Below are 20,829 nucleotides of genomic sequence, written 5' to 3' on the forward strand. Positions count from 1 at the left end.
CCACGAAAAGTGCGCCGTGCGTTCCTTTCCTTTGCCGCTCGCCCTCACCGCACGCATCTCGCCCGTCGTCGTGCTCGCCGCGGCGGGATGGGCGCTGACGTCAGGTCCGGCCGCGACGCCGGCCGCCGACAAGGAGTCGGCGCCGCAGAGCGCGAGCAAGTCACCCTCCGGCGCGTCGACCGCGGCGGCGTCGAAGGCGTACGCCGCTTCTCCCGCCCCGTGCGGCAGCGTGGCCACGGCGACGGTCAAGTCGCTGGTGCCGGGCGCCAAGACGGCCGGCAAGGAGATCCCGTCGACGGACACGAAGCTGCGCCGCACCTGCTCCTGGAACGCGCTCAAGGGCTACGACTACCGCTGGCTCGACGTGTCCTACGAGATCACGGACTCGGACGAGGCGGCGGCCAAGTCGTACAAGGAGACGATCACGGAGAAGAGCGGCGGCGGGGACGTGCCCGGCCTCGGCGACGCGGCCTACTCCGTCGTGAACCTCACCACCGAGGACAAGCAGCAGACCCGCGAGGGCGTCGTGGTGGTCCAGGCGTCCAACGCGCTGGTCACCATCACCTACAACGGCAGTGACTTCGAGTCCAAGAAGGCGCCCAGCACGGACGAGATCAACAAGGGCGCCATCAAGGCCGCCAAGGAGGCCGTGGCAGCACTGGAGGGCGGTCAGAAGACCTGACCGCCCTCCAGCAGTACTGCGTCACGCTTCGAGGCGGTCCTTTCCGCGCGCCAGCATCAGCACCACGTACAGCACCATCGACGTGCCCAGGCCCACCGCCCAGCCGTAGTCGGCCAGCGACTCCAGCGCCGGGATCGGGCGCCCGTCGATCAGCGGCTTGAAGCTGGCGCCGCCGATCGCGAGGACGCCGCCGACCACGAAGGCCACCACGGCCCGCCAGTTCCAGCCGCCGTCGTACCAGTAGCGGCCGCCCGTGCGGTACAGGTCGACGAGGTCGAGCTTGCCGCGGCGCAGGATCCAGTAGTCGGCGATGAGGATGCCGGCGACCGTGCCGAGCAGACCGCCGACCAGGCCGAGCCAGGTGAAGATGTAGCCCTGCGGGTCGGAGTACAGCTTCCACGGGAAGATCAGCACACCGAGGACGCAGGTGGCGAGCGCACCGGCCCGGAACGTGATCTTCCGGGGCGCGATGTTGGAGAAGTCGAAGGCCGGGGAGACCAGGTTGGCCGCGACGTTCACGGACAGGGTCGCCACCAGCACGGTGACCAGCGCGAACAGCAGGCCCACGACGTTGTCCGTCTTGGCGGCGAGCTGTACCGGGTCCCAGATCGTCTCGCCGTAGACCGCCTGCGAACCGGAGGTGACCATCACCGACAGCAGCGCGAAGAGCGTCATGGTGGTGGGCAGGCCGAGCGCCTGGCCCCACGTCTGCGCCTTCTGGCTCTTGCCGTACCGCGTGAAGTCCGGGATGTTCAGGGACAGAGTGGACCAGAAGCCGATCATGCCCATGAGGGCGGGCCAGAACAGCTTCCAGAAGTCGCCGCCCCAGCCGAGCTTGGAGGGCTGGTCGAGCAGCGGGCCGAAGCCGCCGGCCTTGTTGCTCATCCAGATCAGCATCACGAGCGCGCCGACGATGACGAAGGGCGCCGCCCAGTTCTCGAAGCGGCGGATCGTCTCCATGCCCCGGTAGATGATCGCGACCTGGATCGCCCAGAAGATCGCGAACGACAGCCACATGGTCCAGGCGTAGCCGCCGACCTTCCCGGCGTCGCTCCACCCGTTGCCGATGAGCTTGCCGGCGAGGAAGTAGATCGCCTCGCCGCCGATCCAGGTCTGGATGCCGAACCAGCCGCACGCCACCAACGCCCGTACGACAGCGGGGAGGTTGGCGCCGCGGATACCGAAGGAGGCGCGGGCGAAGACCGGGAAGGGGATGCCGTACTTCGGTCCCGCGTGCCCGGTGAGCAGCATCGGGACCAGCACGATCACATTGGCCAGGGCGATGGTGAACACCGCCTGCTTCCAGTCCATGCCGACGGCGATCAGACCGGAGGCCAGGGTCCAGGAAGCCGTGTTGTGGGCCATACCGACCCACAGCGCGGAGAAGTTGTACGTGGTCCAGGTGCGCTTCTCCACCGGAACCGGCAGCAGGTCCTCGTTGGCGTAGGGGCCGCTCGGGACAGGAGCGTCCGGAGCGAGCTCCACCCGGCCGTCGGCGAGGGTGACTTGAGAGGACGGCGGTATGGCCGTGGGAGCGGTGTCGGTCATGGGCAGGCCAATCAATGAGGGGTGGGTCCGGAAAGGCCGTGCGGGCTCCGGTCCCCTCCCCGGGGACGGCCGGGGAGGGGAGAACAGGAGTGGGGGGATGGGGAGTTGAGCGGTGGGTCGGCTCGGGAACAGGTCAGCCGTTGAGGGCCGGGATCACCTTCGTGCCGTACGCGTCGATGGTCGCTTCCTGCGCGTCGTGCATGTCGTAGACGGCGAACTGGTCGACGCCCAGCTCACGCAGCGCGTTCAGCTTCTCGATGTGCTTCTCGACCGGGCCGATGATGCAGAACCGGTCGACGATCTCGTCGGGCACGAAGGCGGTGTCGGGGTTGTCGGCGCGCCCGTGGTGGGAGTAGTCGTACCCCTCGCGGGCCTTGATGTAGTCCGTGAGTTCCTCGGGCACGGCCGCGGAGTGCTCGCCGTACTTCGACACCAGGTCGGCCACGTGGTTGCCGACCATCCCGCCGAACCACCGGCACTGCTCACGCGCGTGGGCGAGCGCCTCGGGCGAGTCGTCCTCGGTGACGTAGGCGGGGGCGGCGACGCAGATCTTCACCTCGGAGGGGTCCCGGCCGACAGCGACTGCCGCGTCCTTGACGGCCTTGACCATGTACTCCGTCAAATAAAGATCAGAGAGCTGGAGGATGAAGCCGTCGGCCTCCTCGCCGGTCATCTTCAGCGCCTTCGGGCCGTACGCGGCCATCCAGACGGGGAGTTCGGCGTCCTCCTTGATCCAGGGGAACTTGATGACCGTGCCCCCGAGGTCCGCCTCCTTGCCCGAGCCGAGCGCCCTGATGACCTTCATGGCCTCGCTGATCCGGGCCAGCGTGTTCGGGGTGCGGCCCGCGACGCGCATCGCGGAGTCGCCGCGGCCGATGCCGCACACCGTGCGGTTGCCGAACATGTCGTTGAGGGTGGCGAAGGTGGAGGCGGTGACCTCCCAGGTGCGGGTGCCCGGGTTGGTGACCATCGGGCCGACCGTCAGCTTGGAGGTGTTCGCCAGGATCTGGCTGTAGATCACGAACGGCTCCTGCCACAGCACGGCGGAGTCGAAGGTCCAGCCGTACGTGAAGCCGTTGCGCTCGGCCCGCTTCATCAGGCTGACGACCTTCGAGGCCGGCGGGTCGGTCTGCAGGACGAGTCCGAAGTCCATGTGCGCCACTCCTAGTTGAGGTACTGACAGGTGGAGCGCGGGGTGTACGTGCCGTGGCCGGCGTGGCCGGTGTACTCCCGCTCGGTGATGACGAGTTCGCCCCGCGAGAGGACCGTCTCGACGCGGCCGGTGAGGCGCTTGCCCTCGTACGCCGAGTAGTCGACGTTCATGTGGTGGGTCTCGGCGGAGATGATCTGCTCGGCGTGCGGGTCGTAGATGACGACGTCCGCGTCGGCGCCCGGGGCGATGGTGCCCTTCTTCGGGTACATGCCGAACATCCGGGCCGGGGTGGCGCAGGCGATCTCGATCCAGCGGCGGCGCGAGATGTGCCCGTCGACGACGGCCTGGTGGAGGAGGTCCATGCGGTTCTCGACGCCGGGAAGGCCGTTGGGGATCTTCGAGAAGTCGCCGCGGCCGAGCTCCTTCTGGCCCACGAAGCAGAAGGGGCAGTGGTCGGTGGAGACGACCTGGAGGTCGTTCGTCCTCAGGCCCTGCCACAGCTTGGCCTGGTGCTCCTTGGGGCGAAGCGGCGTGCTGCACACGTACTTCGAGCCCTCGAAGTCCGGCTCCGCGAGGTTGTCCGTCGACAGGAACAGGTACTGCGGGCAGGTCTCGCCGAAGACGTTGAGCCCCTCGTCGCGCGCCCTGGCCAGCTCGGCGACTGCCTCCATCGCCGAGACGTGGACGACGTAGAGGGGTGCGCCGGCGACCTGGGCGAGCTTGATCGCGCGGTGGGTGGCCTCGGCCTCCAGCAGCGCCTTCCGCACCTCCCCGTGGTAGCGCGGGTCGGTCTCGCCACGCGCCAGCGCCTGCTCGACCAGCACGTCGATCGCGATGCCGTTCTCCGCGTGCATCATGATCAGGCCGCCGTTCTCGGCGGAGCGCTGCATGGCGCGCAGGATCTGGCCGTCGTCGGAGTAGAAGACCCCGGGGTAGGCCATGAACTGCTTGAAGCTGGTCACGCCCTCCTCGACCAGCAGGTCCATCTCCTTGAGCGTCTCCTGGTTCACATCGGAGACGATCATGTGGAAGCCGTAGTCGATCGCGCAGTTGCCCTCCGCCTTCGCGTGCCAGGCGTCCAGGCCCTCGCGCAGGGAGTGGCCGACACTCTGCACGGCGAAGTCGACGATCGTCGTCGTACCGCCCCAGGCGGCCGCCCGGGTGCCGGTCTCGAAGGTGTCGGCTGCGAAGGTGCCGCCGAACGGCAGCTCCATGTGGGTGTGGGCGTCGACGCCGCCCGGGATGACGTACTTCCCGGTGGCGTCGATGGTGCGCTCGGCCGTCCAGGCCTCGGCGGCCGGGGTACCGCTCGCGGCGAGGGCGGCGATGCGGCCGTCCTCGATCAGGACGTCGGCGTGCAACTCGTCGGACGCGGTGATGACGAGACCACCGCGGATGACGGTACGACTACTCATGCTCCCTCTCCTACCGTGCTCAACACTGGTGACGTGCAGGTCGATCGGTACCGCCGGTCCGGCCCCCGTGCACCGGACCGGCGGTGGTCACGGGTGGCTACGGAGCGGTCAGCGGCTCGTACGCGTCGGGACGGCGGTCCCGGTAGAACTGCCAGCGGTCGCGCACTTCGCGCAGCTTGTTGAGGTCGAGGTCGCGGACCACGAGCTCGGTCTCCTTGTCGCTGGCCACCTCGCCCACGAACTGGGCCTCCGGGTCGACGAAGTAGGTCGTCCCGTAGAAGTCGTTGTCGCCCAGCTCCTCGACACCGACCCGGTTGATCGCGCCGACGAAGTACTCGTTGGCGACGGCCGCGGCCGGCTGCTCCAGCTGCCACAGGTAGGCGGACAGACCGCGCGAGGTGGCCGACGGGTTGAAGACGATCTCGGCACCCGCGAGGCCCAACGCCCGCCAGCCCTCGGGGAAGTGGCGGTCGTAGCAGATGTAGACGCCGATCCTGCCGACCTTGGTGTCGAAGATCGGCCAGCCGAGGTTGCCCGGGCGGAAGTAGAACTTCTCCCAGAAGCCCGGCACCTGTGGGATGTGGTGCTTGCGGTACTTGCCGAGGAACGAGCCGTCCGCGTCGATCACGGCGGCCGTGTTGTAGAGGACGCCCGGCTGCTCCTCCTCGTACATCGGCAGGACGAGGACGATGCCCAGTTCCTTGGCCAGCGCCTGGAAGCGCTTGACGATCGGGCCGTCCGGGATCTGCTCGGCGTACTCGTAGAACGCCTTGTCCTGGACCTGGCAGAAGTACGGCCCGTAGAACAGCTCCTGGAAGCACATGACTTGGGCACCCTGGGCCGCGGCGTCGCGCACCGCCTGCTCGTGTACCTGGATCATCGACTCCTTGTCGCCCGTCCAGGCAGTCTGGAAGATGGCGGCGCGAATCACCCTGCTCATCGGGACCTCCGGTCACTCGGTGTGCGAGAAGGCTAGAAAGTCCGAAAGCAGGCTTTGAGTTGCACGGTGTCACGTCTACGGGCGTGCGGCGTGCCACGGTGTCACCCTGTCGTGGGCCCATGTTTCACCGCCGTTTTCCCAGGTCGTTCCATGTTTCAACCCTGTTGCGCGTCATGCGCGAGGAGCGCGATGTGCACCGAGGCGGCCTGTTCGAAGTCGTCGAGGTCGACGCCGAGCCGGGCCTGTATCGCCTCCAGCCGCCGATAGAGCGCGGGCCGCGAGACGTGGTGGAGCTGGGCGGTGCGGGACTTGTTGCGGCCGCTGGCCAGATAGGTGCGCAGTACGGCGAGCAGGTCCTCGCCGGCGCCGCAGAGCAGCCCGTCCAGCTCCCGCTCCGCGAAGGACTGCACGTGCGGGTCGTCGCGCAGCAGCCGGATCAGGCCCCGCAGGTGTACGTCCTTGAGGCGTACGACCGCCGGGAGATCGAGGACTGCCGAGGAGTCGGCCACGGCGTCCGCGACGTGCTGGGCCTCGCGCAGCCCGGCGGGCACGTCGTCCCAGGCGATGCGGGGATCGGCCGCGGCCACGGCCGACCCCACGGCCTCCGAGCGCACCCGGGCCGCGAAGTTCGCCGCGAGCACCGAGGCGTCCTGGTCCCGGGCCAGGCTCAGCAGCACGGCGGTGGCGCCGTCGGCGAGCTCGGCGACGATCCCGGGCAGGCCCAACATCCTGAGCACACGGTCGAGTTGGGCCGGATCTCCGTCGCGTACGACGAGCGGGACGAAGGTGCGCCGGTTGACCGGCAGTCCGGCCGCACGCGCGCGTGGCAGCAGCTGCCGCGCCGGTACGACCCCGCTGACCAGGTCGGTCAGCAGGCTCTGCGCGGACTGCTCCTCCCAGGTGTGCGCGGAGTTGCCGCCGAGCATGCGGTGCAGGACGAGGGCCTCGGCGGCGCGGTCGGCGAGCAGGCGCCCGGTGGCGGTGTCGCCGCGGTAGCCGCACAGCATGATCCGGCCCCACCGCTCGCCACGTCCCGTCAGCTCCGCGCGGATCCAGCCGTCGCCCTCGCTGCCGCCGGCCTGTCGGGAGATGCGCTCCCAGTCGCGCAGCACGTCGTCCACGGCCGGCCGCTCCCCCGCCGTGGCGAGGACGCGGTGGGCGAGGTTGGTGACGACGACGGGGCAGCCGCTGTGCTGGGCGACCTCGTCGAGCAGACGCTGCAGCGGGGCGCCCGCCGTGATGAGTCCGGTGAGTGCGGACCGTACGGCCTCGGACATGCTGACGGCGGCGAACTTCCGCCGCACGAGCCACCCTTGGACCTCCTCCGTCAGCTCGGCGAAGGGGAAGGGCCGGTGCAGGACGACCATCGGCAGCCCGCACCGCTCGGCCGCCCGGCGCATCACGTCCGGCGGGGCGGGGAAGGCACGACCGAGTCCGAGGACGACGGCGGAGGCCTCCGCGCGGTGCAGGGACTGGATGTACTCGGCCTGCGCGCCCTCGTCGCCGGCGAGCAGCACTCCGGTGGTGAGCACCATCTCGCCGCCGCTGAGCATGACGCCGACATCGGCGGCCTCGGCGACGTGCACCCAGCGCACGGCCCGGTCGAGCTGGGCCGCGCCGGCCACCACCTCGGGCTCCCCGGCGAGGACCCGTTCCAGCGCGAGGACCTGCCGGACCGAGAGGGTCGGCTCCAGGGTGGTGGTCATGGCGGTGTTTCCCTTACTCGGACGTGCTCAGGCTGCTGCTACTGGATGCTCCTCAGAGCGTGTTCGAGGATCGCGGCGCCCTCCTCCGCCTCCGCGACGGTGAGGGACAGGGGCGGGGCGACGCGCAGGGCGCTGGTGTTGTGGCCACCGCCCTTGCCGAGGAGGAGCCCGCCCGCGCGGGCCTCTTCGAGCACGGCGGACGCGGCCTCGGGATCGGCCTGGTCGGTGCCGGGTTTGACCAGCTCGACGCCGATCATCAGTCCACGCCCGCGGACCTCCCGTACGCCAGGAATCTGCGCGGCGACGGCCCGCAGCCGCTCGATGAGCAGTCCGCCGACGCGCCGGGCGTTGCCCTGGAGGTCGTGTTCCAGGAGGTACGTCAGGTTCGCGAGGCCCGCCGCCATGGTGATCTGGGTGCCGCCGAACGTCGAAATGCTGTTGGAGTCCAGGCAGTTCATGATCTCGCCGCGGGCGACGACCCCACCGATGGACATGCCGTTGCCGATGCCCTTGGCGAAGGTGAGGATGTCGGGCGGACCTGAGGCATCGTGCGCCTGCCAGCCCCAGAAGTGGTCGCCGGTGCGGCCCCAGCCGGTCTGTACCTCGTCGGCGATCCACAGGATGCCGCGCTCCTGGAGCACCTCGCGGAAGGCCGCGTACAGCCCGTCGGGCGGGGAGGTGAAGCCGCCGACGCCCTGGATGGGTTCGGCGATGAGGGCGGCGGGCGGGCGGGTGTGACCGAGGAGGTCCGTGAGGTCGTCGACGCAGGCCGCGATGAACTCCGCGTCGCTCAAGGACGCGTACGGGCCGCGCGTCCGCACGCCTCCATGGACGTACAGCGTCTGGAGCGGTGACAAGGACGTGGGCGACCAGCCGCGGTTGCCGGTGATGCCCACCGCGCTGAAGGAGCGGCCGTGGTAGCTGTTGCGCATCGCCAGGATGGTGTTGCTGCGGCGGTACGTCGTCGCCAGCAGCAGGGCCGTGTCGTTGGCCTCGGTGCCGGAGGTGGTGAAGAAGACGCGGGCGTCCGGGATTCCGGACAACTGGCTGATCCTCTCAGCCAGTTCGACCATGGGCCGGTTGAGATAGAGCGTGGACGAGTGGATGATCCTCCCGGCCTGCTCGCTCACCGCCTTCGTCACCTCGGGCAGCGCGTGCGCGGTCATCGTCGTCAGGATGCCGCCGAAGAAGTCGAGGTACTTGTTGCCCTCGGCGTCCCACACGTACCGGCCCTCGCCGTGCGTGATCTCCAGCGGGTCCTCGTAGTAGAGGGCGAGCCAGTCGGGCAGGACGGCCCGGTGGCGGCCCAGCAGGTCCTTGGTCACGGCTGCACCAGCCCTTCGTACGCGTCGGGGCGCCGGTCACGGTAGAACGCCCACTGCTGCCGTACCTCTTCGATGAGGTCGAAGTCGAGGTCGCGGACGAGCAGTTCCTCTTCCTTGTCGCCGGCGGTGTCGCCCACGAACTGTCCGCGCGGGTCGACGAAGTACGACGTCCCGTAGAAGTCGTTGTCCCCGTACTCCTCGACGCCGACCCGGTTGATCGCGGCGATGAAGTACTCGTTGGCGACGGCGGCCGCGGGCTGTTCGAGGCGCCACAGGTGGGACGAGAGTCCCCGGTGGGTGGCCGACGGGTTGTAGACGAGCTGGGCGCCGTTCAGGCCGAGCTGGCGCCAGCCCTCCGGGAAGTGGCGGTCGTAGCAGATGTAGACGCCGACCTTGCCGACGGCGGTGTCGAAGACGGGCCAGCCGACGTTGCCCGGCTTGAAGTAGTACTTCTCCCAGAAGCCCTTGACCTGCGGGATGTGATGCTTGCGGTACTTGCCGAGGAAGGTGCCGTCGGCATCGATCACGGCCGCGGTGTTGTAGTAGAAGCCGGACTGCTCGACCTCGAACACCGGCACGACGATCACCATGCCGGTCTCGCGCGCGAGCTCTTGCATACGACGGGTGGTCGGCCCGTCGGGCACCGGCTCGGCCCAGCGGTAGTGCTCCGGTTCCTGGACCTGACAGAAGTAGGGGGCGTTGAACACTTCCTGGAACCCGATGATCTTCGCGCCCTGGCGGGCGGCCTCGCGGGCGTGCTCCTCGTGTTTCGCCACCATGGACTCGGTGTCGCCGGTCCAGGTGGCCTGGACCAGAGCTGCGCGTACGACGTTGGCCATGAGCTGCTCCTTCGGCGGGACGTCAGAGCCTCTACGCCCGTAGATGAAGGCCGTAGAGGGATGAACGTAAGCCTCCCCGAGAGGCTTGCCAAGACCATCGTCGTTAACCCGCGGAGTCGATCACGTTTCACACTCTCGTGGGCGAGCCGCAGGGCCGGTCAGGCGGGTTTGGCAATGTCCCGTCCGGCTCGGCAGCGCCCCAAAGGGGCGCGGGGCTGTGTCGATATGCGGCTACCGCCGCGTGGGCGCGACCACCCCCACCAGCCGCAGCCGATGGACCCCACATCCAGCGAAGCGCTCACGCGGTGAAGCCCGCCACCCGGAGAGCGTGGACCAGGTCCCAGTGGCGCTCCTCGGAGGCACCCCGGGCGGCCTCCAGCAGGAGGGGTACGAGCGTCTGCGGGTCGGGGGCGACGCTGCGGGCGGCCTCCTCCGGGGTGCGGACGCGGACGTAGGCGTCGAGGAGCGCGCTGACCTCGCGACGGCGGCCCCCGGCGACCAGCCCGAGCACGGCCTCCCCGATCTCGACGGCGGGCCGTGCGACGCCCTGCCGCAGGATCTGCTCCCCGTCGTCGACGCGTCCGGCCGCGACCAGTGCGTCCGCCGCGGCCACGAGCTGCCCGGCGGGCAGCGAGGCGGCCTCCCACAGCAGGGTCGCCCAGTCGGAGGTGAGCCCGGCGTGTTGCAGTTCGGCGGCGAGCAGCGGGAAGCGGGCGGCGGGCCAGTAGGCGATCTCGACCAGCAGGGCGTGCGCCTCGCCGCTACGGCCCTCGCCGCGCAGCCGCACGAGCGCCCTGACGGTCTCGACGGTCTCCCGCCCGGCCGCCGCGTCCGGCGCCTCGGCCTGCGGTTCCGGCTGCTCGGTCGTCTCGGCGGCACCGGCGAAGCGGGCCCCGCGCGGACTGCGCCGACCGGCGACGGGTGCCGCGGGCAGATCCGGTACGGCGGTCGGCGGTACGACGACCGGGGCCGCCTCCTCCTCGACCATCCCGGCGAAGCGGGCACTGCCCCGGCGGCGCTTCTTCTGCTTGGGAGCCGGTGTCTCCGGCGGTGGGGCGGCGGGTTCGGGCTGTTGCGGGGCCTGGGGCTCGGGGACGTATGCGGGACGGGTGGCTTCCCCGGCGGCCACCGACCCGGTGTCGCGCTGCTGCGGCATGCTGGGGAATCCGGTGCCGTGTGTGTCGCTCCCGTGGGCGCCGCGGCCGAATGAGCCGTCCCCGCCCTGTCCCCGCCGGATCGCCTGCACCTGGCCGCCCACCGACCGGCGGTCCAACTCCGCCATCCGCGCCTGGAGTTCGGTGCAGCGGCGGGTCGCGCGTTCATGGTCGTCGCGGGCCCAGGCGAGGTCGAGGCGGATCACGTCGACCTCCTCCTGGGTGGTGGCGGAGGCCAGCAGACGGCCCAGTTCGGCCTGTCGCTCGGTGGCGTAGCGCTGTTCGCGGAGCATGACGTCGAAGCGGTCCCCGAGGGCGTCGCGGCCGCCGGGACGGGCGTCGTGGGCGGCGAGCGCGGCGCCGTGCAGATGGCGGACCTGTTCCGCCTCCGCGCGGGCGGTCTCGGGGCCGTATCCCACGGCGAGGTCCTGGAGGAGCGCCTCCACGACGTCCCAGGGCGGCACTTCACGTCCGTCGAGGCAGGCCTGCATACCGTCCGGGTCGCGCTGCCAGAACACCGCGCACCAGCCGCCGCCGTGGTCAAGGCGCGCCAGCAGTCCGTTCAGGTAGTTCGCGAACTCCCGCACACGCCCCGGGAGTTGATCCACAGCCATTGCTCAGCTCCCGCCCAGACCGGAATACTCCGGTCCGTAGAAAACACCAGTTGTGTTACGACGCGGCTACAGAGGCTTTTCGAGCCGGGCGCAATGATCTCGAAGTCGGTGGTGCCGGGTTGTGCGCAGCGCGGTTCAGTCGGCCCTCACCGTCTCATGGGCCGGGACCGGCCGGGACAGGCGCCCCCGGGACAGGGCCAGCAGTACGGCACCCACCGTGACCCCGCACGCACCGAGCCCCGCGGCCGCCGTCAGCGTGGAGTCCGCGAGCAGCAGGCCGGACACGGCGGAGCCGGCCGCGATCCCGGCACCGATCAGGGTCACCAGCCAGGCGAAGGCCTCGGTCACCGTCCCCTCGGGGGCGAGTGCGCCGACCATCCCGAAGGACACCGTCAGCAGCGGGGCGAAGAACACGCCCGTGCCGACCGCGACCAGACAGGCACCCAGGGGGCCCGGCACCAGCGCCACCAGCCAGTACGCGGCCGCCATCCCGGCGCACAGCACGACGGCCTTGAGCGGTGCGGCGGCACTCCAGCGGAGCGCGCCGTACGTCACCGCGCCGAGCAGCGCGCCGAACGCCGACAGGGCCATGAGCGTGCCCGCGCCGCCGGGCACCGTGTGCTGTTCGGCGTAGGCCACGCTGAAGACGTTGAAGGTGCCCACCGCCCAGCCGGCCCCGAACAGGGCGAGGAGCAGCAGGAGCAGGGCGGGGCTGCGCAGCGGGCCGAGCCAGTGCGCGTCGCGGGCCTCCGTCCGCCAGGCGCGGGAGGGCTCGGCGGTGGCCATGACCAGGGCCCCGGACAGTCCGAGTACGGCGGCGAGCCACAGCGCGAGCGGCGCGGGCCCGAGCGCGGCCACGCCGGCCACCGCCAGCGGACCGGCGATGAAGATGACCTCCTGCGCCCCGGCGTCCACGGCGTACGCCGACTCCAGCTGGTCCTCGTCCACCAGCGCGGGCCACAGGGCGCGCAGGCACGGCTCCAGGGGCGGCGCGGCGGCACCAGCGATCACGGCGCCGGCGAGGATGGCGTACGCCGATCCCGGGGCGAGCGCGAGCAGCGCGTACCCCAGCCCGGAGACCACCGCGGACACGACGAGCACCCGCGGCTGGCCGGTGCGGTCGACGACCCGGCCGAGCAGCGGGCCGCCGATCGCCCCGGCCACGGCGAAGACGCCCGTGGCCACGCCGACGAGCCGGTAGCCGGCCCCGGCCTCGCGAACGGACAGCGCGATGGCGAGGGCGGCCATGGCACCGGGCATGCGTCCGATCAGGGAGCCCGTCAACAGCCGTGTGACATACGGGCGTTGGAGCAGCCTCAGATACAGCACGGTTCTCCTGTGGCGGTACGGGGCAGCAGCATCCGGATGAGGGTGGCCACTCCCTCGTCGTCGTTGCCGGGCAGCACGATGTCGGCGGCCCGCAGGGCGTCCTCGTGGGCACCGGCCACCGCGGCCGCGAGGCCCGCCGCGTGCAGCATGGGGACGTCGTCGGGCATGTCGCCGACGGCCGCGGTGTGTTCGAGGGGGATGCCGAGGCGTCGCGCCAGGCGGCGCAGCGCCTCGCCCTTGTCGACGCCCGGGGCGGACAGTTCGAGGAAGTGGCCCGTGGATCTGGTGATCCGAGCGGCCGAGCCGATCAACTCGGCGAGCGTGTCGGCCAGTTCGTCCACGGACTGTTCGGGATGAGCGGCGAGGATCTTCACCACCGGGTCGTGATCTTGCGGGGAGCCGCCCGTCGGCATGACCGCGTGGGCCCACGGATCGGGCACGAGCCGCGTGAACTCCGGCTCCAGACGCAGCCCGGTCACGGAGTCGACGCCCAGGGCGAGCCCGGGGACCATGGTGCGCAGGGTGTTGAGGATCTCCGTCGCCCGGGCCGGCGCGAAGCCATGACAGTCCTGGATGTCTCCCGTCCTGCCGTCCACGATCACCGCGCCGCTGCTGCACACGACGGGCCCGGTGAGGCCGTGGCGCCGGGTGATGTCGAGCGCGTCCTGCACCGGCCGCCCGGTGACGCCGACCACGGTGAGCCCGGCCCGCGCCGCCTCGGCCAGCGCGCCCATGGTGCGCCGGCCGATACCGCCCCGCGAGTCGAGCAGGGTGCCGCCGAAGTCGGTGCACAGCAGCCGTACGGTGCGCTGCGGGCGCCCCTTCGTGCGGGCGCCCGGGACCAGTGGGCCGTCACTCGCCCCCACGGGATTCCCCCCTCGCGAGCACGGACTGAAGGGTGTTCGTGATCGACATGACGGGAGATTAGTGACTACGCGCGTAGACGGCAAGACCTTTTTCACCTGCTGGAATCCCCGCACCGAAATGCCGAACTCCCGCCCCTGGAAAGCAGGTTCAGACGGGCACCGCCGCACACCTGACCAGGAGGTCGTCCATGGACAGCCCCAGCGCCCCGGCCAGCGCCGCCACCGTGAAGAAGGCCGGCGTCGGGGCGCGCCCCGTCTCGATCTTGCGGAGCGTTTCCGCGGAGATACCGGCGCTCGCCGCGATCTCCGTCATGCTGCGACCGCCGCGAGCCTCGCGGAGCAGCCGCCCGAGCCGCTCGCCGCGTTCGCGCTCTTCGGGGGTCAGGGGGTTGCGTACCATGCCGTCATTCTAATACCGGTATAGTAATTGGCATGGTGGAACTGAAAACAGACACATCGATCGACGCCATGTACGAGGCGGGACAGGTCGTCGGGCGCGCCCTGACGGCCGTACGAAAAGCCGCTGACGTGGGCGTTTCCCTGCTGGAGCTGGACGAGGTGGCACACGACGTGCTGCGGGCGGCGGGGGCGTCCTCGCCCTTCCTCGGCTACCGGCCATCCTTCGCCCCCACCCCCTTCCCCGCGGTCATCTGCGCCTCCGTGAACGACGCCATCGTGCACGGCATCCCGACCGGCTACCGGCTGCGCGACGGCGACCTCGTCTCGATGGACTTCGGTGCCGAACTGGGCGGCTGGGTGGGCGACTCGGCGATCAGCTTCGTCGTGGGCAGGCCGCGCGCGGCCGACGTACGGCTGATCGAGACCGCCGAGCGGGCACTGGCGGCAGGCATCGAGGCGGCGGTCGTCGGCAACCGCATCGGCGACATCGCGCACGCGATCGGCACGGTGTGCCGGGACGGCGGATACGGCATCCCGGACGGCTTCGGCGGACATGGCATCGGACGCCGTATGCACGAGGACCCGGGGGTGCCGAACGAGGGCCGCCCCGGTCGGGGGCTCCCCCTGCGGCACGGCATGGTCCTCGCGATCGAGCCCATGCTGATCGGCGGCGGCACGGACGACTACCACGCGGCCCCGGACGGCTGGACCCTGCGGACGAACGACGGTTCGCGCGCGGCGCACGCCGAGCACACGGTGGCGATCACGGAGGCGGGGCCCCGGATCCTGACGGCGCGGCAGGACTGACCGCCCACCAAGTGGCGTGCCAGGCAGCCGAGTTACCCTGACCCATGCTCATCAGGAAGGGCACCCCGGCCGACGCCGACCGGATCGCCGCCCTGCACACGGCCAGCTGGCGCAGCGCGTACGCCACGCTCATGCCGGCCGCGTATCTGCAGGGCCCGTTGGCCGAGGAGCACCGGGAGAAGTGGCGGACGCGGACGTCCGCCCTCGGCGCGGACCGCCTGCTGCTGACCGCCGAGGAGGACGGCGAGGTGTGCGGGTTCCTTCACCTGTGCACCGAGGACCGCCGTGTCCACGTGGACAATCTGCACGTCCGCCCGGACCGCGTGGGCACCGGCCTCGGCCGACGGCTGCTGCGCCGCGGCTTCGCCTGGGCGGCCACCGAGTACCCCGGCCGGGACGTCTTCCTGGAGGTGCTGCGGGGCAACGATCGTGCGATCGTGTTCTACGAGCGCCAGGGCGGCCTGCGCACGGCCGAACGCCCGCTGCGGCTCGCTCCGGGACTCGTGCTGGACGAGATCGAGTACACCTGGCCCGCCGCACAGGTGGGCCGCCTGGCCGAGCAGGAGCCACAGGTGTAACCGACTCCCGCCCGGTTACCCGACTCCGGCACGTCGATCAGCGAGCGCGTCCCCGGGCCCGCGCAGGGACGCCGGATGGGAACGGCCATGACCAGCGGTTTCAGCGGACCGGAGGGCTACGACCCCTTCGGAGAATTCCTCGCCCGCTTCTTCGGCGGCCCACGTCCCGGACCCCGGCAGATCAACATCGGCCAGCTCCTGACCCAGCCCGCCCGGGAGCTGGTCCGGGGTGCCGCCCAGTACGCCGCCGAGCACGGCAGCCGGGACCTGGACACCCAGCACCTGCTGCGGGCCGCGCTGTCCGCCGAGCCGACCCGGAGTCTGCTCAGCCGCGCCGGCGCGGATCCCGACTCCCTCGCCACCGAGATCGACGAGCGCTCCGGCCCGGTCCAGCACCCGCCGGGCGAGGTCCCGCCGCCGACCTCGCTGTCCCTGACCCCGGCCGCCAAACGCGCCCTGCTGGACGCGCACGACCTGGCCCGGGCGCGCGGCGCCGGTTACATCGGCCCGGAGCACGTGCTCAGCGCCCTGGCCGCGAACCCCGACTCGGCCGCCGGGCACATCCTCAGCTCGGCCCACTTCGCCCCCACCGGCCTCCCGCCCGAGACGGCACCGGACGCCGGGCAGCCTCGCGCCGAAGGGCCCCGCGACACGGGTACGCCCACCCTGGACAAGTACGGCCGCGATCTCACCGACCTGGCCCGTCAGGGCCGTATCGACCCGGTGATCGGGCGGGAGGAGGAGATCGAGCAGACCATCGAGGTGCTCTCCCGGCGCGGCAAGAACAACCCGGTGCTCATCGGCGACGCGGGCGTCGGCAAGACGGCCATCGTGGAGGGGCTCGCGCAGCGCATCTCCGAGAGCGACGTGCCGGACGTGCTCGTCGGGCGGCGGGTCGTCGCCCTGGACCTCACCGGTGTGGTCGCCGGCACCCGCTACCGCGGTGACTTCGAGGAGCGGCTGAACACCATCGTGGACGAGATCCGCGCCCACTCCGACCAACTGATCGTCTTCATCGACGAGTTGCACACCGTCGTGGGCGCCGGAGGCGGCAGTGAGGGCGGTTCCATGGACGCCGGCAACATCCTCAAGCCCGCCCTGGCCCGCGGCGAGCTGCACATCGTGGGTGCGACCACGCTGGAGGAGTTCCGCCGGATCGAGAAGGACGCGGCCCTGGCCCGCCGCTTCCAGCCGATCCTGGTGCCGGAGCCCACCGCCGCGGACGCGCTCGAGATCCTGCGCGGGCTGCGCGACCGCTACGAGGCCCACCACCAGGTCCGCTACACCGACGAGGCCCTGGTGGCCGCCGTGGAACTCTCCGATCGCTATCTCACCGACCGCCGCCTCCCGGACAAGGCGATCGACCTGATCGACCAGGCCGGGGCGCGGGTACGGCTGCGGGCGCGGACCAAGGGCACGGACGTACGCGCCATGGAGCGCGAGGTCGAGCAGCTCGTCCGGGACAAGGACCAGGCCGTCGCGGACGAGCAGTACGAGCAGGCCATGCAACTGCGCGACCGTATCGGCGAGTTGAAGCATCGGATCGGCGAGGCCGGCGGGGGCGGCGAGGCCGACGAGGGAATGGGACTGGAGGTGACGGCGGAGGCCATCGCCGAAGTCGTGTCCCGGCAGACCGGCATCCCGGTCAGCAGCCTCACCCAGGAGGAGAAGGACCGGCTGCTCGGCCTGGAGGAGCATCTGCACCGGCGGGTCGTCGGGCAGGAGGAGGCGGTCCGGGTGGTCGCCGACGCGGTGCTGCGTTCCCGCGCCGGGCTCGCGAGCCCCGACCGGCCGATCGGCAGCTTCCTCTTCCTCGGCCCCACCGGCGTCGGCAAGACCGAGCTGGCCCGCGCGCTCGCCGAGGCCCTGTTCGGCAGCGAGGAGCGCATGGTCCGCCTGGACATGAGCGAGTACCAGGAACGGCACACGGTCAGCCGCCTGGTCGGCGCCCCGCCCGGATACGTCGGCCACGAGGAGGCCGGCCAGCTCACCGAGGTCGTCCGCCGGCACCCGTACTCCCTCCTCCTGCTCGACGAGGTGGAGAAGGCGCACCCGGACGTCTTCAACATCCTGCTCCAGGTCCTCGACGACGGGCGGCTCACCGACGCCCAGGGCCGGACCGTCGACTTCACCAACACCGTCATCGTCATGACCAGTAACCTCGGCTCCGAGGCGATCAGCCGGCGCGGCGTCGGCATCGGTTTCGGTCCTGGCGGCGCCAACGCGGACGAGGAGGCCCGGCGCGAGCAGATCCTGCGTCCGCTGCGCGAGCACTTCCGGCCCGAGTTCCTCAACCGCATCGACGAGATCGTCGCCTTCCGCCAACTCGCCTCCGGCCAACTGCGTGAGATCACCCAGCTGTTGCTGGAAAGGACCCGCCGCCTGACCCACGCCCAGGGCATCACGGTCGACTTCACCGACCGGGCCGTCGACTGGCTCGCCGAACGCGGCTACCAGCCGGAGTACGGCGCGCGTCCGCTGCGCCGCACGATCCAGCGGGAGGTCGACAACCAGCTGTCGCGTCTGCTCCTGGACGGCACGATCGACGAGGGCACCCGGGTGACGGTCGACGTGAAGGCCGACCGCCTGACATTTCAACCGACGGCGCCTGAAGCGCCCCGATAGGGGCGCGGGGCTGTATCGCTATGCGGCTCCGCCGCGCGGGCGCGACCAGCCCCCACTCACCCGCGGACAGCTACGGCGCCGGGTACACCACCTGCGCAGACCCGCCACCCCGCCGTACGGTCTCGGCGGCAGCCAACCACTTCCCACCCGGCAACCGCTGCACACCAGTCGCCGCCCCGATCTCGGCGTTGAGCTTGAACGAATGCCCGATGGCCTCCAGCTGTGTCCTCAAGTCACTGTTGTAGAGCCCGGGTTCCAACTCCGTCTGCGCGGCATTCCGCTGACTCGCCCGCGGCGCAGCGATCGCGTCGACGAGCGGCAACCCACGGTCCACGAACTCGGTCAGCACCTGAAGCACGGTGGTGATGATGGTCGCCCCACCGGGCGAACCAAGTGCCACGACCGGCTTGTTGTGCCGGTCCAGCACGATCGTCGGCGAGATCGACGACCGCGGCCGCTTCCCCGGCCCCGGCAGGTTCGGGTCGTGCACGGCCGGGTTGGCCGGGGCGAAGGAGAAGTCCGTCAGCTCGTTGTTGAGGATGAACCCACGGCCGGGCACAGTGATCGCACTGCCGCCGGTCTGCTCGATCGTGAGCGTGTAGGAGACGACGTTCCCCCACTTGTCGGCCACCGTCAGATGGGTGGTGTTCTCACCTTCGTACGTGGTCGGAGCCGCCGTACCCCCTTCCGAGCACGCCGAAGGGCTACGCGGATCCCCGGGCGCCACCGGGCTGGTCAGCACCGCGTCGTCCTTGATGAGGCAGGCCCGCGAGTCGGCGTACTTCTGCGACAGCAGCTCCTTCGTCGGGACGTCCTCGAAGGCGGGGTCGCCGACCCAGCGCCCCCGGTCCGCGAACGCGATCCGGCTCGCCTCGATGTAGCGGTGCAGATACTGGACCTCGCTCGCCTTCGAAAGGTCCGTCTTCTCAAGGATGTTGAGGGCCTCGCCGACGGTCGTGCCGCCGGACGAGGAGGGCGCGATGGAGTAGACGCCGAGACCGCGGTACGAGGTCTTGGTGGGCGCCTGGAGCTTGGCGCGGTAGGCCGCAAGGTCCTTGTCGGACAGCTCGCCCGGGCGGGCGTTCCAGCCGGAACTCGCCTCCACCGGCGGGTTGTTGACCGTGTCGACGATGTCCTCACCGAGGTCGCCGCGGTAGATCGCGTCGACGCCCTTCTTGCCCAACTCCGCGTAGGTGTCGGCGAGGTCGGGGTTCTTGAAGGTGGAGCCCACGACCGGGAGCTGCCCGCCCGGCAGGAACAGCTTCGCGGTGTCCGGGAAGTAGCGGAACCGGGTCTCGTTGGAGGCGGTCTGCGTGCGGAAGGTGTCGTCGACGGTGAAGCCGTCGCGGGCGATCCGTTCGGCGGGCTTCAGGACGCTGCCGAGTCTCTTGCTGCCCCACTTGTCGAGCGCCGTCGCCCAGGTGGCGGGCGTACCCGGCGTGCCGACGCTCAGGCCGCTGCTGACGGCGTCGGCGAAGGCGAGCGGTGCGCCGTTCTCGACGAACAGGTTCGAGTCCGCGGTCAGCGGTGCCGTCTCACGGCCGTCGATCGTGTGCACCGTACGGGACTTGGCGTCGTAGTAGACGAAGTAGCCGCCTCCGCCGATGCCGGAGGAGTAGGGCTCGGTGACGCCGAGCGCGGCGGCGGTGGCGACGGCCGCGTCGACGGCGTTGCCGCCCTTCCTCAGGACCTCGATGCCGGCGGCGGAGGCGTCGGTGTCGACGCTGGCGACCGCGCCGCCGTAGCCGACGGCCACGGGAACCTTCTCAACGGCAGTGCCCTGTGCGGCAGGTGGCGCTGCCGCCCCCACCGACACCACGGCGGCCGAGACCGCCAGCACCGACAGTTTCCGTGCGACAGGCCGACGCATTCGTACCTCCAGTCAAGGACCGTCCGCGCAGCGTAACCACATCGCCGGGGCCCCGACAGCCCCCTTCCGGGCAGGTGTCATACGAACGCCACACTTCGAACACCGGTACGTACCAGAGGCGTCGGCCCGATACCATGCGCGCCCATGAATGACGACGTGCGCAACATCGTCCTGGGCGTGCTGGCCGCCGGCATCAGCGCCGCACTCGGCTGGCTGGCCCGGACCTACCTGTGGAAGCGGAAGCTCCGCCGCAAGCAGGCCTTCTTCGGGCTGCCCGACAACTCCGAGTCGCTGCTGGTGGTGAACCGCGGCGCGGCCGGACCCGACCTGGCGGTGATGCGCCACGACGTGTTCGCGCTGCTCGAACTCGCCGCGCTGATCAAGGACTGCAACGCCCACGCCCAGGTCATCCCGCACGACATGGCCCGCCAGGGCTTCGGCGAGCGCACCGAGTTCTGCGTGGGCGGCCCGGCGTCGAACCGCCGTATGGCAGCACACCTGGTCTCGCTGCTGCCCGGTGTACGGGTGAACGTGGACGCCGAACCGAGCCCGGACCGCGGCGCCTTCCTGGTCGGCTCCGAGCGCTACCGCGTGGAGGTCGGCAGGTCCGAGTACGCCATCCTCGCCCGGCTCACCGTCGACCAGAGCAACGGCGCCCGCCCCGTCTTCCTCTTCTGCGGCCAGACCGCGATCACCAACCAGGCCCTGACCCGCTATCTCGCCCGCAACCACGAGCGGCTGTCCCGCAAGCACGGCAACAACTCCTTCGTGCTGCTGCTGAAGGTGGTCAACTCACAGGCGTACGGCCCGGACGTCGTCGAGCTCGTCGCCGACGTGACACGAGCTGCACAGACACCCCTGCCCACACCCGCGGCTCCCCAGAACTCCCACCGCGCCACCTGAATTCATTCACACGACAACAATCGTTACTCCCACGTAACTTACCGACGGGTTACCTCCGGTAAGGAGGCGAGGTTAC

The 20,829-nt window shown here is 70.7% G+C and carries 17 protein-coding genes; 5 read left to right on the forward strand and 12 right to left on the reverse strand.

Going from position 1 to position 20,829, the window contains the following annotated elements; all coding sequences use genetic code 11:
- Positions 1-16: 16 nt before the first annotated feature.
- Entirely contained in the window at positions 17-682 is a 666-nt protein-coding gene (locus tag IG08_RS0130215) for a hypothetical protein (RefSeq protein WP_030609395.1), read from the forward strand.
- Between the two features lie 21 nt (positions 683-703).
- On the opposite strand, the gene IG08_RS0130220 is transcribed toward IG08_RS0130215, so the two are convergent.
- The 11 genes from IG08_RS0130220 to IG08_RS0130270 all read right to left on the reverse strand — a co-directional run bounded on the left by IG08_RS0130220 (position 704) and on the right by IG08_RS0130270 (position 13,971).
- The gene (locus IG08_RS0130220) at positions 704-2,230 is read right to left on the reverse strand and encodes an NCS1 family nucleobase:cation symporter-1 (RefSeq protein ID WP_030609399.1); all 1,527 of its coding nucleotides are present in this window, start codon (positions 2,228-2,230) and stop codon (positions 704-706) included.
- A gap of 133 nt (positions 2,231-2,363) precedes the next feature.
- Positions 2,364-3,383 (reverse strand): TIGR03842 family LLM class F420-dependent oxidoreductase, encoded by a 1,020-nt coding sequence (locus IG08_RS0130225; RefSeq protein WP_030609402.1) that lies wholly within the window; start codon positions 3,381-3,383, stop codon positions 2,364-2,366.
- 11 nt (positions 3,384-3,394) lie between these two features.
- The gene (gene hydA / locus IG08_RS0130230; RefSeq protein WP_030609405.1) at positions 3,395-4,798 is read right to left on the reverse strand and encodes a dihydropyrimidinase; all 1,404 of its coding nucleotides are present in this window, start codon (positions 4,796-4,798) and stop codon (positions 3,395-3,397) included.
- Between the two features lie 97 nt (positions 4,799-4,895).
- Positions 4,896-5,738 (reverse strand): nitrilase-related carbon-nitrogen hydrolase, encoded by an 843-nt coding sequence (locus IG08_RS0130235; protein WP_030609408.1) that lies wholly within the window; start codon positions 5,736-5,738, stop codon positions 4,896-4,898.
- A gap of 155 nt (positions 5,739-5,893) precedes the next feature.
- Positions 5,894-7,444: a PucR family transcriptional regulator gene (locus IG08_RS0130240; RefSeq protein ID WP_030609411.1), complete on the reverse strand. Its 1,551-nt coding sequence runs from the start codon at positions 7,442-7,444 to the stop codon at positions 5,894-5,896.
- 38 nt (positions 7,445-7,482) lie between these two features.
- On the reverse strand, positions 7,483-8,769 hold the full coding sequence (locus IG08_RS0130245; protein WP_030609414.1) for an aspartate aminotransferase family protein: 1,287 nt from the start codon (positions 8,767-8,769) through the stop codon (positions 7,483-7,485).
- A complete protein-coding gene (locus tag IG08_RS0130250; RefSeq protein WP_030609417.1) occupies positions 8,766-9,608 on the reverse strand; it encodes a nitrilase-related carbon-nitrogen hydrolase in 843 nt (280 codons plus the stop codon). Before IG08_RS0130250 ends, IG08_RS0130245 begins: the two co-directional genes overlap by 4 nt.
- A 298-nt stretch (positions 9,609-9,906) precedes the next feature.
- Positions 9,907-11,376, reverse strand: coding sequence for a hypothetical protein (locus IG08_RS0130255; RefSeq protein WP_030609420.1), 1,470 nt, complete (start codon positions 11,374-11,376; stop codon positions 9,907-9,909).
- A 135-nt stretch (positions 11,377-11,511) separates the two neighbouring features.
- Positions 11,512-12,705: an MFS transporter gene (locus IG08_RS0130260; protein WP_030609423.1), complete on the reverse strand. Its 1,194-nt coding sequence runs from the start codon at positions 12,703-12,705 to the stop codon at positions 11,512-11,514.
- Positions 12,693-13,571: an HAD family hydrolase gene (locus IG08_RS0130265; RefSeq protein ID WP_030609427.1), complete on the reverse strand. Its 879-nt coding sequence runs from the start codon at positions 13,569-13,571 to the stop codon at positions 12,693-12,695. The genes IG08_RS0130260 and IG08_RS0130265 overlap by 13 nt, the downstream gene beginning before the upstream one ends.
- Positions 13,572-13,719: 148 nt before the next feature.
- A complete protein-coding gene (locus tag IG08_RS0130270; RefSeq protein ID WP_030609430.1) occupies positions 13,720-13,971 on the reverse strand; it encodes a helix-turn-helix domain-containing protein in 252 nt (83 codons plus the stop codon).
- A gap of 32 nt (positions 13,972-14,003) precedes the next feature.
- Here IG08_RS0130270 and map point away from each other — a divergent pair, with 32 nt between their 5' ends.
- The 3 genes from map to IG08_RS0130285 all read left to right on the forward strand — a co-directional run bounded on the left by map (position 14,004) and on the right by IG08_RS0130285 (position 17,980).
- Positions 14,004-14,777 carry a type I methionyl aminopeptidase gene (map, locus tag IG08_RS0130275; RefSeq protein WP_030609434.1) on the forward strand — a complete coding sequence of 258 codons (774 nt, stop codon included), beginning with the start codon at positions 14,004-14,006 and terminating at the stop codon, positions 14,775-14,777.
- Positions 14,778-14,821: 44 nt separating this feature from the next.
- A complete protein-coding gene (locus IG08_RS54550; protein WP_043455579.1) occupies positions 14,822-15,355 on the forward strand; it encodes a GNAT family N-acetyltransferase in 534 nt (177 codons plus the stop codon).
- A gap of 87 nt (positions 15,356-15,442) precedes the next feature.
- Complete coding sequence (locus IG08_RS0130285; RefSeq protein ID WP_030609439.1) at positions 15,443-17,980, forward strand: ATP-dependent Clp protease ATP-binding subunit; 2,538 nt, start codon at positions 15,443-15,445, stop codon at positions 17,978-17,980.
- A 70-nt stretch (positions 17,981-18,050) separates the two neighbouring features.
- Here the strand turns inward: IG08_RS0130285 and ggt are convergent, their stop codons facing one another.
- Positions 18,051-19,850 (reverse strand): gamma-glutamyltransferase, encoded by a 1,800-nt coding sequence (ggt, locus tag IG08_RS0130290; protein ID WP_030609442.1) that lies wholly within the window; start codon positions 19,848-19,850, stop codon positions 18,051-18,053.
- Between the two features lie 144 nt (positions 19,851-19,994).
- On the opposite strand from ggt, the gene IG08_RS0130295 reads away from it, so the two are divergent.
- Entirely contained in the window at positions 19,995-20,753 is a 759-nt protein-coding gene (locus tag IG08_RS0130295; RefSeq protein ID WP_030609444.1) for a hypothetical protein, read from the forward strand.
- Positions 20,754-20,829 lie beyond the last annotated feature (76 nt).

Origin of the sequence: Streptomyces fulvoviolaceus (genome assembly GCF_000718165.1) — a bacterium.
GTDB lineage: Bacteria > Actinomycetota > Actinomycetes > Streptomycetales > Streptomycetaceae > Streptomyces > Streptomyces fulvoviolaceus.